The 16,713-nt window shown below is 72.5% G+C and carries 17 protein-coding genes; 12 read left to right on the top strand and 5 right to left on the bottom strand.

The annotated features are described in order from the left end of the window. Positions 1-310: 310 nt before the first annotated feature. From BM204_RS15475 to BM204_RS15460, 4 genes are all read right to left on the bottom strand, one after another. On the bottom strand, positions 311-829 hold the full coding sequence (locus BM204_RS15475) for a P-loop nucleotide/nucleoside kinase family protein (protein WP_143099789.1): 519 nt from the start codon (positions 827-829) through the stop codon (positions 311-313). Positions 830-901: 72 nt separating this feature from the next. Beyond that, entirely contained in the window at positions 902-1,204 is a 303-nt protein-coding gene (locus BM204_RS15470) for an MmcQ/YjbR family DNA-binding protein (protein WP_091115145.1), read from the bottom strand. A gap of 53 nt (positions 1,205-1,257) precedes the next feature. Further along, positions 1,258-1,479 (bottom strand): DUF3107 domain-containing protein, encoded by a 222-nt coding sequence (locus BM204_RS15465; protein WP_091115143.1) that lies wholly within the window; start codon positions 1,477-1,479, stop codon positions 1,258-1,260. A 17-nt stretch (positions 1,480-1,496) separates the two neighbouring features. Then, a complete protein-coding gene (locus BM204_RS15460) occupies positions 1,497-2,096 on the bottom strand; it encodes a TetR/AcrR family transcriptional regulator (RefSeq protein WP_091115278.1) in 600 nt (199 codons plus the stop codon). A 257-nt stretch (positions 2,097-2,353) separates the two neighbouring features. On the opposite strand from BM204_RS15460, the gene moeZ reads away from it, so the two are divergent. From moeZ to BM204_RS15420, 8 genes are all read left to right on the top strand, one after another. Then, complete coding sequence (gene moeZ / locus BM204_RS15455; RefSeq protein ID WP_091115141.1) at positions 2,354-3,580, top strand: adenylyltransferase/sulfurtransferase MoeZ; 1,227 nt, start codon at positions 2,354-2,356, stop codon at positions 3,578-3,580. A gap of 140 nt (positions 3,581-3,720) precedes the next feature. Then, entirely contained in the window at positions 3,721-4,614 is an 894-nt protein-coding gene (locus tag BM204_RS15450; RefSeq protein WP_170259182.1) for a chymotrypsin family serine protease, read from the top strand. Positions 4,615-4,718: 104 nt separating this feature from the next. After that, on the top strand, positions 4,719-5,507 hold the full coding sequence (locus BM204_RS15445) for a DUF4129 domain-containing protein (RefSeq protein ID WP_091115139.1): 789 nt from the start codon (positions 4,719-4,721) through the stop codon (positions 5,505-5,507). 10 nt (positions 5,508-5,517) lie between these two features. After that, the gene (locus tag BM204_RS15440) at positions 5,518-5,991 is read left to right on the top strand and encodes a hypothetical protein (RefSeq protein WP_143099788.1); all 474 of its coding nucleotides are present in this window, start codon (positions 5,518-5,520) and stop codon (positions 5,989-5,991) included. Continuing rightward, complete coding sequence (locus BM204_RS15435; RefSeq protein WP_439895894.1) at positions 5,988-6,986, top strand: AAA family ATPase; 999 nt, start codon at positions 5,988-5,990, stop codon at positions 6,984-6,986. The genes BM204_RS15440 and BM204_RS15435 overlap by 4 nt, the downstream gene beginning before the upstream one ends. Positions 6,987-6,998: 12 nt before the next feature. After that, positions 6,999-8,297, top strand: coding sequence for a DUF58 domain-containing protein (locus BM204_RS15430; protein WP_091115135.1), 1,299 nt, complete (start codon positions 6,999-7,001; stop codon positions 8,295-8,297). Then, positions 8,294-8,830 (top strand): hypothetical protein, encoded by a 537-nt coding sequence (locus tag BM204_RS15425; RefSeq protein ID WP_091115132.1) that lies wholly within the window; start codon positions 8,294-8,296, stop codon positions 8,828-8,830. The genes BM204_RS15430 and BM204_RS15425 overlap by 4 nt, the downstream gene beginning before the upstream one ends. Further along, positions 8,827-9,144, top strand: coding sequence for an MGMT family protein (locus BM204_RS15420; RefSeq protein ID WP_091115129.1), 318 nt, complete (start codon positions 8,827-8,829; stop codon positions 9,142-9,144). The genes BM204_RS15425 and BM204_RS15420 overlap by 4 nt, the downstream gene beginning before the upstream one ends. On the opposite strand, the gene BM204_RS15415 is transcribed toward BM204_RS15420, so the two are convergent. Continuing rightward, the gene (locus BM204_RS15415; RefSeq protein WP_143099787.1) at positions 9,123-11,546 is read right to left on the bottom strand and encodes an SCO7613 C-terminal domain-containing membrane protein; all 2,424 of its coding nucleotides are present in this window, start codon (positions 11,544-11,546) and stop codon (positions 9,123-9,125) included. The two genes, BM204_RS15420 and BM204_RS15415, sit on opposite strands and share 22 nt — an antisense overlap. Before the next feature lie 123 nt (positions 11,547-11,669). Between BM204_RS15415 and BM204_RS15410 the strand changes: the two genes are divergently transcribed. The 4 genes from BM204_RS15410 to BM204_RS15395 all read left to right on the top strand — a co-directional run bounded on the left by BM204_RS15410 (position 11,670) and on the right by BM204_RS15395 (position 16,705). Continuing rightward, a complete protein-coding gene (locus BM204_RS15410; RefSeq protein ID WP_091115124.1) occupies positions 11,670-13,067 on the top strand; it encodes an amidase in 1,398 nt (465 codons plus the stop codon). Between the two features lie 431 nt (positions 13,068-13,498). Then, a complete protein-coding gene (locus tag BM204_RS15405) occupies positions 13,499-15,625 on the top strand; it encodes an ATP-binding protein (RefSeq protein WP_091115123.1) in 2,127 nt (708 codons plus the stop codon). Next, complete coding sequence (locus BM204_RS15400) at positions 15,622-16,140, top strand: pyruvoyl-dependent arginine decarboxylase (protein ID WP_218031247.1); 519 nt, start codon at positions 15,622-15,624, stop codon at positions 16,138-16,140. Before BM204_RS15405 ends, BM204_RS15400 begins: the two co-directional genes overlap by 4 nt. Further along, a complete protein-coding gene (locus BM204_RS15395) occupies positions 16,130-16,705 on the top strand; it encodes a hypothetical protein (protein WP_218031248.1) in 576 nt (191 codons plus the stop codon). The genes BM204_RS15400 and BM204_RS15395 overlap by 11 nt, the downstream gene beginning before the upstream one ends. The last annotated feature ends 8 nt before the right edge of the window (positions 16,706-16,713 follow it).

Raw genomic sequence — 16,713 nt, 5'->3', positions numbered from 1 at the left:
TCTCACGCACCCACTGCGTGAGAACCTCCCCGGTCCACGACACCACCGACCGCAGGACACGGCCAGCCCTGCGGCGACCGCCTCACCCCGCCGCCGACGTCGCCAACAGCCGGTCAGGTCACGGCCACCACGTCCGCGACGGCATCGACTGCGCCACCGGGATCAGCCCTGAGCGCACCTGCTCCCGACCCGCCGCCGCCTCGACCTGAGCATGTCCGCGTCGGCCCGTGTCGTGGTCCCGGGCGCCACCAACCTCCAGCCAGCCCGCCCACCGGCCACCCGGCCTCAGACCTGCAGACGGCCTGGCGCCTCAGCAGGCCGGGTGCTGGAGCCAGCCGACGACGCGGGCGACGTCGCGGGCTGCGGCGGAGACGGTGGACGTCGAGACGTCCACGGAGCAGGCCTCGAGCAGCGCAGCGTCGAGGATGCGGTCGAGCTCTGGCGCGCGGGCGAGGTGCCAGCGGAGCGCCTCGTCGTCGTCGAGGTGCCGGGCGGTGAGTCGTCGACGGAGCACGTCCGGTGAGGCGGTCAGGCGACAGACCGTGAGCGGCATGTCGATCGCGGCGGAGAACGTCGCGAGCCCTGAGCGCGTCTCGATCACCCCGGCCAGCACCAGCGGCTCGGCGCCCGAGCGCACGAAGCTGGTCGACAGGCACGACAGATTCTGTGTGGTCAGGGCGAAGTGGAAGGGGTCGTCGGCAGGCGCGGGCCACGCGCGACGGACGTCGTCCAGGTCGAGACGCGCGTGGGGGATGCCTCGGGTGGTGAGCAACCCGGCCAGGGCTGCCGCGACCGACGACTTGCCGACACCCATCGTGCCGATCAGCACCACGGCACGGTGACCAGAGGGAGTCGTGGTGCTGAACCTGTCACGTCGCCCACCCCCGATACGCGAGCACCGTCAGCGGCGCTGACTCTCCCACGCCAGGTCGATGGCAGCGCACACGGCCGCGGGATCTGCCTGGTCGAGATAGGCCTCGACCTTGTGGTGCGCCTCCATCCGGGGCAGGACGCCGAAGATGTCCGGGTGCGAGTCGAGGAGGGCCTCGCGCTCGTCGAGGAGCACCCGGATCGCCAGCGTCTGCGGGTCGTGGAGACGGGCGACCAGGCGGTCACGGATAACCCAGCCTGGTCGCGCCTCGGTGCCCTTGCGCTGGACGTCGGGCAGCGACTCCGCGTGGCGGCCGACCTCGTCCAGGTCCATCCCAGGGCGATACGTCCGGACGGGGTGGTCCCGACAGGCGTGGCCCGGTCAGGTCAGCTGCGGAACCCCACGTGACCGGCGACGCCGCCACCGATCTCGATGTAGGTGATCTTGGAGCCGGGGACCATGGTCTTGCGGCCCTTGGTGTCGGTCAGGGTGAACACGCCGTCCTCCTTGAGCGCCTCGGCGGCGACCTTCTCGACCGCTTCCGCGTTCTCGTCGGTCTCCACGACCAGCTCTCGCGAGGCGTACTGGACGCCGATCTTGACCTCCACAGGTCGTCTCCTTCAGTTCAGTCTTGCTGGGGGTGTTCGTCGGTCTTGGGGTAGCCGCGGATGCCGCGCCAGGCCAAGGCTGACACAAGGGCGGCTGCCTCCGTGCGGGAGATGCCACCGGCCTCGCTGAGCCAGAACCGCGCGCTGACCTGGGCCATGCCCACGAGCGAGACCGCGAGCAGGCGCGAGGCGGTCTCCGGCAGGCCGGTGTCGTCGGCGATGACGTGCGCGATCAGGGCTGCGCACTCGGTGGTGACCCGCTCGACGTGCTCGCGCACGGCCGGCTCGTTGGTGAGGTCGGACTCGAAGACCAGCCGGAACGCACCGGAGTCGTTGGCGACGTACTCGAAGAAGGCGTCGATGGTCGCGCCGACGCGCAGCTTGTTGTCCTGCGTCATCTCCAGGGCGACGCGGCAGTTCTCGATGATCTGGTCGCAGGAGGTGTCCAGCAGCGCGAGGTAGAGCTCGAGCTTGCCGGGGAAGTGCTGGTAGAGCACCGGCTTGGAGACCCCCGCCCGCTCGGCGATGTCGTCCATCGCGGCGGCGTGGTAGCCCTGGGCCACGAAGATCTCGAGGGCGGAGGACAGCAGCTGGGCACGGCGCTCACGGCGCGGCATGCGTGCGCCTCGCGGGCGCGCCACCCCGACGTCGTACTGACCTGCGCTCACCGTGTGTGCTCCTGCCCGGACTGGTCCAGAGGGGACCTGCCTGTTGACGGCTGCGAGCCTACTCGCTGGTCACCTGGTCCGGATGACGGGACGCGGGGTGGTCGGCAGGACCCCGACGGGGAACATGAGCGACGGTCACCGCGTTGTCCCGGCGTTGCATCCGGAGCAACCCGAGCACCGCCCCCCACCGTTTCGAGGAGTACGCCGTGAGTTTTCCCGCGCTGGTCGAGCCCGCCGACGAGTTGACCATCGACGAGGTACGCCGCTACAGCCGCCACCTGATCATCCCCGACGTGGGCATGATCGGGCAGAAGCGGCTCAAGAACGCCAAGGTGCTGGTCATCGGCGCCGGCGGCCTCGGCAGCCCCGCCCTGCTCTACCTCGCCGCTGCGGGTGTCGGCACGCTCGGCATCGCGGAGTTCGACGAGGTCGACGAGTCCAACCTGCAGCGCCAGATCATCCACACGCAGTCCGACATCGGGAAGTCCAAGGCGGTCTCCGCGAAGGAGTCCATCGCCGAGGCCAACCCCTACGTCACCGTGGTGCTGCACGAGGAGCGTCTCGACAACGACAACGTCCTCCAGGTCTTCGAGGGCTACGACCTGATCGTCGACGGCACCGACAACTTCGCGACGCGCTACATGGTCAACGACGCGGCGTACTTTTTGAAGATCCCCTACGTCTGGGGCTCGATCTACCGCTTCGACGGCCAAGCGTCGGTCTTCTGGCCGCACGCGACCGACGAGCACGGCGAGAGCGTCGACGCACCCTGCTACCGCTGCCTCTACCCCGAGCCCCCGCCGCCGGGCATGGTCCCGAGCTGCGCCGAGGGCGGCGTGCTCGGGGTCCTGTGCGCCCAGATCGGCTCGATCCAGGTCAACGAGGCCATCAAGCTCCTCGCCGGCATCGGTGATCCGGCCGTCGGCAAGCTGGTCATCTACGACGCCCTCGAGCTGGAGTGGCGCAAGCTCAAGGTCCGCAAGGACCCCAACTGCGCGCTGTGCGGCGAGCACGCGACGGTCACCGGCCTGATCGACTACGACGCCTTCTGCGGTGCGATCTCGGAGGAGGCGGCCGACGCCGCCGCCGGCTCGACGATCTCGGTCACCCAGCTCGAGCACATGCTCAAGGAGCGCGACGAGGGCACCCGCGACTTCGTGCTCGTCGACGTGCGCGAGCCCAACGAGCGCGAGATCAACCAGATCCCGGGCTCGGTGCTGATCCCCAAGGGCGACTTCCTCAACGGAACAGCCCTGGCGCAGCTCCCCCCCGTCGACACGGGCACACAGGTCGTCATGCACTGCAAGTCCGGCGTGCGCTCCGCGGAGACCCTCGCGATCGTGAAGGGCGCCGGCTACGCCGACGCCGTGCACGTCGGTGGCGGCGTGGTGGCCTGGGTCAACCAGATCGACCCCAGCCAGCCGACCTACTGAGGCCTGACCCCTGGGTCCTGGGACGGGCGAGTAGTCATTTGTGACTACTCGCCCGTAACTCAACGGGTGAGTGTGTCGTTGGACACCCCGACCGCACCCGTCGGCATCGTCGCCGACCCACTCAGGAGGGTTATCACTCGATGCTCGTTGCAACGAAGTCCACGCGCCGCCTCGCAGGTCTTGCCGCCGCGTTCTCCAGCGCCGCCCTGGCCGTCACCCTGGCCGGCGCCCCTGGCGCCGAGGCCGCCAAGAAGCCGATCCGCGTTGCCGCGTGGGCCCCCGCCGCCACCGCTGCGATCACGCCCGGTGTGCAGACCTACACCTCCGGTGGTCAGTGCACCGCCAACTTCGTCTTCACCGACGTTGCGGGCAACGTCTACCTCGGCCAGGCCGCCCACTGCGCCGGCACCGGCACGGCGACCGAGACCGACGGCTGCGACTCCGGGTCCCTCCCGCTCGGCACCCGCGTCACCTTCAACCGAGGCGGAAGCCTGGCGTCCTCCGGCGAGCAGGTCGGCGCGGGCACGCTCGTCTACTCCTCGTGGCTGACCATGCAGGGCCGCAACGAGACCGACGCCAACACGTGTGCCTTCAACGACTTCGCGCTGGTCAGGGTCGACGCGGCCGATGTCGCCAAGGTCAACCCGAGCATCCCCTTCTGGGGTGGCCCCGTGGGCGTCAACGCCGCCGGTGCGCCGGCCGGTGACACCGTCTACTCGTTCGGCAACTCCAGCCTCCGGGGTGGCCTCGAGCAGCTCTCGCCCAAGCAGGGCGTCAGCCTCGGCACTGACAGCGACGGCTGGAACCACCCCGTCTACACGGTGACCCCCGGCATCCCGGGAGACTCGGGCTCGGCCTTCATCGACGCCGAGGGCAAGGCGCTCGGCACCCTGTCGACCGTGCAGCTTGCGCCGCTCGTGGGCGCCAACGGGGTCGGCGACCTGCGCAGCGAGCTCGCCTACGCCCAGGCCCACGGCACCATCGCCGGCCTCAAGCTGGCCCTGGGCACGGAGCCGTTCGCCCCGATCCTCTGACGCACCAGACGCACCACCCGGGAGCATGACGATGGCCCCGTCCTCACGCAGGACGGGGCCATCGGTCAGTTCCGGCCCCGGTGACACCAGGTACGTTGCTCGACATGGCAGACGCTCGACAGCCTCGGAGCGGTTCGTCCGCCCTGGCCGTCCTGGGGGTGCTGGCGGTGACAGGGCTGCTGCTGGTGCTCGGCACCTGGGCGGCCTCGATCGGGCCGGACGACGTGGCCGACGACCAGGGCAGCGCGGATGTCTCCCTGAGCCGCAACACCGACGCGAACACCGCCACGGGTCCGCGCGCCGTGCCTGACCCGCAGCCGCGGCGCTCGCAGGAGCGTGAGTCCTCGGGGTGGGTCCAGCCCCTGGCCACGGTGCTGTCCGGGGCGCTGGCCCTGCTGGTCGTGCTCTACGTCGGTCGTCGTGTCGTCGCCGTCGTACGACGAGTGGCCGGGGTTCGGCGCAACCCTCGCCAGGGGACACCGCCCGAGGTCGACTTCGACACCCTGCCGCAGCACTCCCCGGCCGTGGCCCAGGCGATCCTCGAGGACGCCAGCGACCAACGCGGCACGCTCGCCGAGGGCACGCCTCGCCATGCGATCGTCGCGTGCTGGCACCGCTTCGAGTCCCAAGCAGCCGGGGTCGGCGTGGCCCGGCTGCCGCACGAGACGTCCTCCGAGTTCACGCTGCGCCTGCTCGACCTGGTCGCGGCCGATCGGCACTCGGTCTCGCGGCTGGCCGCGCTCTACCGGGAGGCGCGCTTCTCCGACCACGAGCTCGACGAGCAGGCCCGTGACCAAGCGCGTGCGGCGCTCGACGACCTCCACGCCGACCTCGCGCAACGTTGGGCAGCCCGGTTGGTCGACCGGGCCGGCGACCGGGACCGGGTGCGATGAGGCCGGTGCGATGAGGCCGGTGCACTGGTGGCGCCGGGCCGCTCTCGCGGTGGTCGTCGCCGCCGCGGTGCTGACGATCGGGGAGCTGGCCGACACCGGCTTCGACGTGGCGCGGGTGTGTCTCCTGGTGGTCCTCGCGGTCGCGGCGACCGGGTTCGTCCTCGACGCGCTCGGGAAGCCGGCGCCCACCTGGGGCACCGACACGGTGCGCCCGGCCGCGCCACGCGGGCTGGACCTCCAGACCCAGCGCTACCTCAGCGTGATGGAGAGCCACCTCGCCGCCACCCTGCCCGACCGGGCGCTGCGCGACCGCCTGGTGCTGCTCGCCGAGCGCACGCTGCGGGTCCGTCACGGCGAGACGCCCGGCTCCGTGCGCGGCCAGGAGCTCCTGGGCCCCGAGCTGCTCGGCCTCGTGGACGACCCACCCCGCCGACTGACCAGGTCCGAGATCGAACGACACGTGCAGAGGATCGAGTCCCTATGACCCAGCCGACCCCCGCGAGCACACCGATGAGCACACCGATGAGCACCGAGGACGCGACCGCCACCGCGAGCCGCGTGCTCGACCAGGTCCAGCAGGCCGTCGTCGGCAAGCGCGAGCCGCTGGTGCTCGTGCTCACCGCCTTGCTCGCCAAGGGCCACGTGCTGATCGAGGACTTCCCGGGGCTGGGCAAGACGCTGGCGGCGCGGTCGTTCGCCCAGGCCCTCGGGCTCGACTTCTCCCGGGCGCAGTTCACCCCGGACCTGCTCCCTTCCGACCTCACCGGCTCGTTCCTCTACGACCAGCGACGCGGTGAGTTCGAGTTCCGCCAGGGTCCGCTCTTCGCGGGACTGCTGCTGGCCGACGAGATCAACCGGACGCCGCCCAAGACCCAGTCGGCCCTGCTGGAGGCGATGCAGGAGCGTCAGGTCACCGTCGAGGGCGAGACCTTCGCGCTGCCCGATCCGTTCCACGTCGTCGCCACGGCCAACCCGATCGAGTACGAAGGCACCTACCCCCTCCCGGAGGCGCAGCTCGACCGCTTCCTGATGCGGGTCGGCTTCGGCTACCCCAGCCTGCAGGAGGAGTACGACGTGCTGGCTCGGCGCATGGACCGCGGTCGGGAGGAGATCGTGCTGGACCAGGTCACCGACGCCGCTGGTCTCCGGTCCATGCAGGAGGCGGTCGAGACGGTGCGCGTCGACCCGAGCGTCGCGCGTTACTGCGTCGACGTCGCGGTGGCCACCCGCGAGCACCGCGAGGTGCTCACCGGAGCCTCGCCCCGCGGGTCGCTGGGCTTGGTGCTGGCGGCTCGTGCGTTCGCCCTCGTTCGGGGCCGCGACTACGTCATCCCCGAGGACGTCAAGGCGATCGCCCGCCCGGTGCTGGCCCACCGGATCACCATCAAGCCCGAGCTCTGGATGAGCGCGAGCAGCGGCAACTCGGTCGTTGGCGACGTCCTCGACCGGGTGGCGACACCGTCCGCGCTCGAGCGCTGAGCCGGTGTCGACGTGACCAGGCCCCAGCAGTGGCGGCCGACCGCTGCCACCAGCCGTGCCGCCGTGATCGCCACGACGGGCACGGTCGCGGCCGTGCTCGCCGGGAGGCCCACGCTGCTGGTGCTCGTGGCCCCGCTGCTCGTGGCCGCGGCGCTCGCCCTGGCGGGTCGGCCTCGCCGGACCCCGTCGGTGGGCACGGACTTCGACCACCACGCGCTCCACGAGGGACAGGGCACCACGTCGCGACTGGTGCTCGCCGACGCCGAGGACGTCGAGCAGGTCACCCGGGTCGCGTCTCCCGAGCCGTTCCTGGCGGTCCGCCCCGCCGGCGGTCGGGTCACCGGGCTGCTCGCCGCCGGTCCCGTGGACCTCGAGTTCAGCCCCCAGCGGTGGGGTCGCCGGGTCGTCGGTGAGGAGGCGGTCGCGCTGACCTCGCCCTGGGCCGGTTTCCGCTGGGGCCCGACCACGATCATCGGCGACCAGGTGCGGGTGCTGCCGATCGGCCTCCACTACGCCTCGCACGCCGAGTCGCCCCAGCCGCGGGGACTCGTCGGGGCCCACCGCTCGTCCCGTCCGGGAAGCGGCACGGAGTTCGCCGGCATCCGGGCCTTCGTGCCCGGCGACCGGCTGCGCCGCATCAACTGGCGCGTCTCGGCCCGCACCGACCAGCTGCACGTCACCACGACCCGCGCCGAGGAGGACGCCGGCGTGCTGCTGGTGGTCGACGCGATCGCCGACCACGGTCGCTCCGGCGGGGTGGACGGTGCGGAGAGCAGCCTGGACCTGACGGTCCGCGCCGCCGCGGCGGTCGCCGAGCACGCCACGCGTCAGGGCGACCGGGTCTCGCTGCGGGTGCTGGGCCGCTCCCTGTCCCAGGTGGGTTACGGCTCCGGGCAGCGACACCTGCGCCGCGTGCTCGGCACGCTGGCCTCGATCCAGCCGGGCTCCGCCCACGACGGCGAGCTCGAGCGGCTGCAGCTGCGCGCCACCGAGGGCACGATGGTGGTGGTGCTGTCGCCGATGCTGACCGAGGTGGTGGCGACGCTGACCGCGACCGCCGTACGCCGTGGCCTGCCGACGCTGGTGGTCGACACCATGCCGGAGGACGCCGAGGCGGGCCTCGACCCAGCGGCCGATCCGCTGCTGGCCGACCTGGCGTGGCGGATGCGGCGCCTGGAGCGTGAGCAGGTGCTCGCGAGCCTGGCCACGCTCGGCTGCCCGGTGGTGCCGTGGCGCGGCCCTGGCACCATCGACGAGGTCACGCACCGCCTGGCCCGTCGCGCGCGTCAGCCCCACCTGGGGATGCGGTGACCGGCCAGGTGATCGGCCAGGTGATGCCTCCGTGGACCCGCGGACAGTGGGCCCTGCGGCTGGTGGTCCTGGCCGGACCGGTGCTGGCGACGGTGGCAGCCGGTCTCACCGGCGACCCGCCCGGTCGGCTGGGACTGGGAGTCGTCGTGGCGGCGAGCCTCGGCTTCGCGCTGTTCCCGGAGTCTCCGGCCGGAACGGTCGCCTTCGCGACGGTGCTGCTCACGTGGGGGCTCGGCTCGTCCCCGTCGACACCGCCGGGGGTGGTGCTCGCGGCTGGGGCGTTGGTCGCGGCTCACGTGGCGGCGCTGCTGGCCTCCTACGGCCCCGCCGACCTGCCGCTGGACCGCCGCCTGACGCTGACCTGGCTGGTGCGCGGCGCCGCATTGTTCCTCGTCGCGCCGGTGGTGTGGCTGCTGGCCAGGGCCCTGGAGGGCCAGCCCGAGCCGGCCGGGCTCTGGGTGACGGCGGTCGCCGCGCTGGCCGTGGCCGCCGTGGTCGCGACCACGGCCCTGGGGCCGAGGAGCAGGGCATGACCGAGGACTACGTCGAGCAGGTGCTGTCGGTCGTCGAGCGGATCCCGCGCGGCCGGGTCACGACCTACGGCGCGATCGCCGACGTGGTGGGAGGCGGGCCGCGGCAGGTCGGTGCCTGCCTGTCCCGCCACGGCGGACCCGTGCCGTGGTGGCGGGTGGTGCGCAGCGACGGGTCCCTGCCACCGAGCCACCACGACGAGGCCGGCCAGGCCTACGTCGAGGAGGGCACGCCGCTGCGCCGTTCCGGCAGCGTCGACATCGTGGCGGCCTTCTGGTCGCCCCAGGAGTCGGGTCAGCGCAGGCGCTCGAGGTAGGTCGCTGCCTGGTGGAGCTCGACGAGGCGGCGCTCCCAGGTCACCCCCACCACGGTCAGGACGGTGCCGGCCAGGCCGATGACGACCCACTGCGGTGTCTGCCCGGCATAGGGCACAAGCTCGCGCAGCACGAGCAGGCCGCCGACCACGGCGCCGACGACCAGCGGCGCGCTCCAACGGAGCCGGGCGCCGAGCAGGGCCAGCGCGAGGCACGCGGCGCCGAGCAGCGCGGCGCGCAGCGAGATCGGGTCGCCGGCCAGGACCCAGAGCAGCGACGGCACGGTGGCGAGCACCAACCCGGGGCTGAGGGCGGTCGCGCTGGAGGCCTCCGGGAGGGTGCGCAGGCGGTGCAGGCCGAGCAGCACCAGGGCGGCAGCGTTCGGCAGCGTGTAGGCCTCGGGTGCGTCGACCCCCAGGTCGGCGAGCCGGACCCAGGTCGCAGCGGCGAGCAGCAGGCCTCCGGCCCAGCCCAGCTGACGGCGCGAGGTGTGGACCAGGCTCGTGGCGGTCACCAACGCACCGGCCACCGTGAGGTGGATCGCGAGCACCGTGGGCCCGTCGACCGCAGCGGCGACGGCCAGCACGGCGGCGGTGGCCCCGGCGACCGCGGCAGCGGCCTCGACCTCGGCGCGGGGACGGACGATCGCCAGCAACCCGACCACGACCAGGACCGGCACCGCGCGCAGGACCGCGTCGATGTCGGCGAGGTCGGCGGCGGACCACATCGTGGCGGCGAGGGCGACCGGGAGCGTGGCGCCGCCGAGCAGGTCGGCCTGGGGGAAGCGGCCGCGGAGCAGGATCGCGGCGGCGGCCAGGGTCAGCAGGGCCAGGGTGCCCGTGAGGAGGACCGGCGACGGCAGGGCGGCGACGACGACGGCGAGGAGGACGACAACAGCCAGGATCGCGCGCACGGTTCCCGCGACGGGGTCGTTGCGCAGGCCGTCGGCGACCAGGGCGACACCGACCACGGCGGTCGCGACGACCACGGTCCACAGCGGGACCCCGAAGAGAGCGAGGGTGGCGACGGCGGTGACGACGAGCGCGAGCGGCGCGACGGTGTGCGAGAGGAGCCGCTGCAGGCCCGGGAGGGTGACGGCGAGCAGCAGGAGCAGGGCCACCGTGGCGGGCACCAGCAGGCTCGGGTGCACCAGGGCGTCCTCCTCGGCCAGGCGGAGGTCCTGGCCGTCGACCAGGAGCACCCGGACGCCGGCGTCGACGACGAGGGCTGCGGCGACGATGGAGACCGGCAGCGCTGCGAGCACCGCCGGGACGAGGGCGACGGCCGACCACGCGCGGGGCAGCACGGCGGCGGCAGCGGTCCCGGCGACGAGCACGCCGAGGGCCACCGCGATCGCGGTCGTGAGGGGCTCGTCGAGGGCGGGGACGACCAGGACGCCGGTCGTGAGGACCGCGGCGGCGGTGAGGCAGGTCTGCGTCAGCTCGTGGCGACGGTCGACGGCGAGTGGCACCAGCAGCAGGACCGCAGCCACGAGCACGCCCCCACCGGTGCCGCCCCACACCCCGGCGAAGGTGAGGGTGCCGCCGACCTCGAGACCGTCGAGGGAGGAGACGAGCAGGTCGAGCCAGGCGAAGCCGGCGCCGACCAGGGCGGCCCAGGGGAGCACGGCACGGCGGGTCGTGCGGCCGAGGAGGGCGAGGGCGGCGAAGGCGAGCACGGCGAGCGTCGGGATCAGGAGGTCCTGCCCCGTGACTGCGCTGTCGGTGCCGGCCCAGGCGAGGCCGAGGCCGAGGGCGGCGGCGAGCTGCGGGGTGACCAGGCGGGTCGGGGTGAGGGCCAGCCCCAGCGAGACCGTGCCCAGCACGGCGCCGGCCACGGCGACGAGACCGGCGAGCGACAGGTCGCCGAGCCAGCCCGCGTCGTCGGCCCCGACCACGTCGAGGGCCAGCAGGCCCAGCGCGACCACGGTCAACGCCTCGCCGGCCACGCGGAGCCCGCGCCCGGCGAGCCAGGCCCCCGTGCCGCCGCTGACCGCGGTGAGCGCGACCAGCACCGTCGTACGGCCCTCGATGCCGAGCCAGGACCAGGCGACGGCGAGGAAGATGACGGCGGCGACCAGGAGGCAGGTGGCGCCGAGGCCGAGCAGGATCTGGGGGACCGACGCCGTCCGCACGCCCGTACGCCGGGGCGAGGGCGCCGCGGCCGGCATCGGCGCGACCGCGGGGATCATCGAGGCGCCGGTGCTCACGGCTCCGGGGCGGGTCGCCGCGGCGCGCAGCTGGAGCAGCAGGTCGTCGGCGTGCGTGAGGGTGCTCAACAGCTCTCCGGCGAGCGGGTGGGTCAACGGGAGGGCACAGGAGCGGCAGGTGTCGGCGCCGGGGGGGATCGGGGTGTGGCAGTCGGGGCAGACGAAGGGATCGGCGTAGCGCGTCATGGTGCCCATCACACGCCCGTCGGGCACCATGCGCCATGGTCCTTCGGCTCAGGCCTGCTGGTCCTTCGTACTCAGGGCGGCCGTCGGGCGAGCGCCTGGGGGAAGATCTCGGCCATGGGCGATCATGAGCCCATGAGTGAGCTGTCGGTCGAGTCCACCGCCCGCGACATGGTCGCAGCGGTCCGCGAGCGCAGGATCTCGGCGCGCGAGCTGCTCGACCTGCACCTCGAGCGGATCGGTCAGCGCAACGGCGAGCTCAACGCGATCGTGTCCCTCGACGAGGAGCGCGCCCGCGCCGGGGCGGCGGCCGCCGACCAGCACCTGGCGTCCGGAGCGGCGACCGGGCCGCTGCACGGGCTGCCCTTCGCGGTCAAGGACACCCACGCCACCGCCGGTTGGCGGACCACCTACGGATCCACGATCTACGCGGACAACGTCCCGGACTCCGACGAGCTGATCGTCGAGCGCCTGCGGCGAGCGGGCGTCGTACTGATCGGCAAGACGAACGTGCCGGAGTTCGCAGCCGGCTCCCACACCTACAACTCGGTCTTCGGCACCACCCTCAACCCGGTCGACCCGACGCGGTCGGCCGGCGGGTCGAGCGGGGGAGCGGCCTCGGCCCTGGCCTCGGGCATGGTGCCGCTCGCCGAGGGCTCCGACATGGGTGGCTCGCTGCGCAACCCCGCTTCGTTCTGCGGGGTCGTCGGGCTGCGTCCGTCCCTGGGGCGGGTGCCGGAGTGGCCGCGCGACAACCAGTGGGAGTCGACCGCGACCGGCGGCCCGATGGCGCGCAACGTCGGCGACGTGGCGCTGTTGCTGTCGGTCATCGCCGGCCCGGACCCCCGGGCTCCGATGGCGCTGGGTGACGCGGGCTCCACCTTCGCCCCACCGGTGACGGGCTCCCTGCACGGGCTGCGTGTCGCCTGGTCCCGCGACCTCGGTGGGGCCTTCGCCGTCGACCGCGAGGTCGCGGCCGTGGTGGAGGAGGCGGGGCGACTGATGTCCCGCTCCGGCGCGCGGGTCTTCGGCGACCACCCCGACATGGGGGGCGCCGAGGAGGCCTTCCGGACCCTGCGCGCGTGGCTCTTCCAGGCCAAGCTGGGGCCGCTCCTGGCGCGGGAGCCCGACGCGTTCAAGGCCTCGCTCGCCGACAACATCCGGGCGGGGGAGTCGCTCACCGGCAGCGACGTCGCCCGGGCCTACGCCCAGCGCTCGACGCTGACGGAGCGGATGCGGGTGTTCTTCCAGCGCTACGACGTGCTGGTGCTGCCGGTCTCCCAGGTGCCGCCCTTCCCGGCCGACCAGGAGTTCCCCACCGAGATCAACGGCGTGGCGTCGACCTCCTACCTCGACTGGATGCGCTCGGCCTACCTGGTGACCATGACCGGGTGCCCGGCCATCTCGGTGCCTGCGGGCACGACCCCGAACGGGTTGCCCGTGGGGGTGCAGATCGTGGCGCCGCACGGCGCGGACCGCCGGCTGCTCGAGGTGGCGGCTGCGTTCGAGCAGGCTCGCGCCTTCGCCCGCTGACGGCGCGCCACGGTCGCTGGAGCTGTCTGGAGCTGTGGAGAACCGGGCCTGATCTGTGCATGAACAGGGCCTCGTCTGTGGATGACCAGGCCACTTCCGGTGGAACCAGGAGAATGTCTCGCCGGCCTCTTGTGCCGGACGTCACATCAGGGGTAGAACTTCCTCACGCACTCCCCCCGGGGAGAGCGGGACGGCTCGGAGACGAGGGTCCAGACGACGGAGATCCGGTTCGCCCGGGGACCTGTCGCGGCAGCCGGGTGATGAGGCTGCCGGGGCCGGATGTGAAGAGCAGTCGATCGGAAGCATCACCGTGACCGATCACCCAGAAGGGCCCTTGTGACTCATACTCACGAGGGCCCTTCGCCTATCTCCGGGTCCGCGCCCGTGCGTCCCCGGGGCCGGACGGCCTGCTCTGCGATACCTTCGCGGGCATGGAGAAGGCTCGGGACCTTGTCGCGCAGCAACGCGCATTTCGGTTCCTGGTGCCCGCAGCTGCGGCGGCGGTCGTCGGCTTCGGCCTGCTCCTCGAGGTGCGCGACCCGACGGACCTGAGTGCGGGGGTGAGTGGTGTCGGCCTGCTCGTCGCCGGCCTCTTCACGCTCGTCGCCTGCGCCGCGCGTGCCCGACGTACGGCGGGGCGCCGGCGGCGCTCCTGGTTGCTGCTGACCAGTGCCGCCGTCGTCGCCGTGGCGGGCAACGTGTGGTCGACCGCAGTCGGTGCCGACCCCGTCGCCGCCCCGAGCGTCGTGGGCGAGACCACGATCGCGGTGGCACTGCTGCTCTCGATCGTCGGCGTCCTGACCTTCCCTACGACCCGACGCCGCGGGGTCGACCTGGTGCTGATGTCGCTGGACGGCTTCGTGGCTGCAGCGGCCGTGCTCGTGATGTCCTCCGTGCTGGTCTACGAGGAGCTCATCGGCTCGGCCTCCGGCAGCCTGTCGGCCTGGGCCGTCGACCTGGTCTTCCCGGTGCTCGACGTGGTGTTGGCGACGGTCGCCGTGCTGCTGGTGCTGCGCGGCAGCGGAGCCGACCGGCTGCCCCTGACCCTGATCGCCAGCGGCTTCATCATGTACGCCGTCGGCGACCTTACCTTCGCGGTGCGCGCTGCCCAGGAGACCTTCGAGTTCGGCACGGTGCTCGACCTCGGTTGGATCACCGGCTACGTCCTCATCGGGCTCGCCGCATGCTTCCCCAGCATCGTGCAGGACGCGCCAGAGAGCACCCACGACGCCGACACGACCGAGGCCTGGGGCACGACCCTGGTCGTCGCGTCCTTCCTCGTCGCCGGCGCGGTCCAGGTGGCGGCCGGGGACGGCCGCCTCGAGCGCCCGCAGGCGGTCCTGTGGCTGGTGCTCATCGTTGCCGCGGGGGCTCGGCAGGCGCTGCTCGCCCGCGACAACGCCCAGCTGCGGCGGGGCCTGGAGCGCCGGGTGGCGGAGCAGACGACCGACCTTCGGCGCCTCGCCCGCCAGACCGAGGTGCTCCTGACCTCGGTCGGCGACGGCATCTACGGCGTCGACGTCGACGGTCGGGTCACCTTCATCAACCCCTCGGGAGCGGCCGCCCTGGGACACCGCGCCGACGCCCTCCTGGGTCGCCACGCCCACGACCACTTCCACGCCCCGGACCTGCAGGGGCTGCCCTACCCGTGGAGCGGCTGCTACGTCACCGAGGCCATCACCGGCATCGTGACGAACGCTGAGGAGGACAGCTACGTCCGCGCGGACGGGACGAGGTTCCCCGTCGAGATCACCGCGAGCCCGGTCGTCGACGAGGGGCTCGTCCAGGGAGCCGTCGTGGTGTTCCGTGACGTGACGCAGCGCCGCGAGGTCGACCGGATGAAGAACGAGTTCCTCTCCGTGGTGAGCCACGAGCTGCGCACCCCGCTCACGTCGATCCGGGGCTCGTTGGGGTTACTGGCCGGCGGGGTCCTCGGTGAGCTCACCCCCAGCGCGAGCTCGGTGCTCACCATCGCGGTGCAGAGCAGCGAGCGGCTGACCCGTCTGATCGACGACGTCCTCGACCTGGAGCGCATCGAGTCGGGGACCCGGGCCATCGAGGTTGCCTCGATCGATGCGGGAGATCTCGTGTCCGCAGCGGTCGCGCAGATCGACGGGCTGGCGCGCTCGATGCGCATCGAGGTCGAGATCGGCTCCTGCATCGGGGTGGTCCGCGCCGACGAGGACCAGATCATCCAGACCCTGACCAACCTGCTCGGCAATGCCATCAAGTTCTCCGACGAGGGAGGCCAGGTGCTCGCCGACACCGCCCCTGCCACCGGCCCGGACGCCGTCCCTGGCGCTGTAGTCTTCCGGGTCCGCGACGAGGGGCGGGGGATCCCCGCCGACAAGTTGGAGGCGGTCTTCGAGCGCTTCGAGCAGGTCGACTCCTCCGATGCCCGCGTCAAGGGCGGCACCGGCCTCGGGCTGGCGATCAGCCGCTCCATCGTCGAACGTCACGGTGGCCGGATCTGGGCCGAGAGCTCGCTCGGACACGGCACGACCCTGTACTTCAGCCTGCCTCGGGTTGAGTCCCCCCAGAAGGAGTCATCTGCGTGAACCACGTCCCCTCCACGATCTCAGACGGCTCCGCGCCGGACATCACCGTCCGCAGCGGGAGCGGGGTCGGGCGGACAGCCCTGGCCGCCTTCGACCGGGCGCTGCTCGACGCCGGGGTGTCCAACTTCAACCTCATCACGTTGTCGTCCGTGATCCCCCCGGGCAGTGCCGTCCGGCTGGTCCAGGACGATCTCGGCGGGATCCACGGGGACCGGCTCTACTGCGTGCTGTCCGCAGCCCACGCCGAGCAGCCGGGGGAGATCGTCTGGGCGGGGCTGGGCTGGGTCACGGACCCGGACACGGGTGCCGGGCTCTTCGTGGAGCACCACGCCGGCAGCGAGGAGTCCCTGGGCGAGATGATCGCGCTCACCCTGGGCGACATGGTCGAGAGCAGGGGTGGCGGCTTCGGCGGGGTGGAGACCCTGGTGGCGTCGGCGCACTGCGTGGACCGACCTGTCTGTGCCCTCGTCCTGGCCGCCTACTCCGTCGTCTCCTGGGGCGCCGATGCGCGCTGAGACCAGGCACCGCCCCACCGTCACGATCGAGGAGTCCGTCGACGATCAGACCGCCCAGGACTACTTCGGTCTTTACCGCCAGACCTTCGGGGAGCTGGCGACCCGGGCCGTGGCCCGCCAGGTCCTGCACGAGTCGGAGTTCATGGAGGAGATGCGGGACCCGCGGGTGCACAAGTACGTCGCTCGCGTCGGGGAGCAGATCGTGGGCATCTCGACGCTGACCGCCGACCTCGAGACGGTGCCCTGGATCAGCCCTGACTACTTCGCGCACCACTTCCCCGAGCACACCGCCCGTCGGGCGGTCTTCTACCTCGGCTTCACCCTCGTGCGTGCCGAGCACCGGCGCTCACGGGTCTTCCAGGCCATGATCGAGCGGGTCGTCGAGGTCCTGGTCGCGGAGCGCGCCGTCTGCGCCTGGGACATCTGTGCGTTCAACGACGACTCCCTCGGCTTCGGTGCCGCCATCGAGCACTTCCTGCACGGTCAGGCAGAGGTGACGGTCGAGAAGATCGACCGCCAGACCTACTACGCCGGCACCTTCGCAGGACCAGTCAGGGCCGGGTGACGGCGCCG

The sequence above is a fragment of the Nocardioides psychrotolerans genome, from assembly GCF_900113685.1.
Lineage (GTDB): Bacteria > Actinomycetota > Actinomycetes > Propionibacteriales > Nocardioidaceae > Nocardioides > Nocardioides psychrotolerans.
The sequence above is the reverse complement of the archived record's forward strand: the minus strand, read 5'-3'. Positions and strand labels throughout refer to the sequence as shown.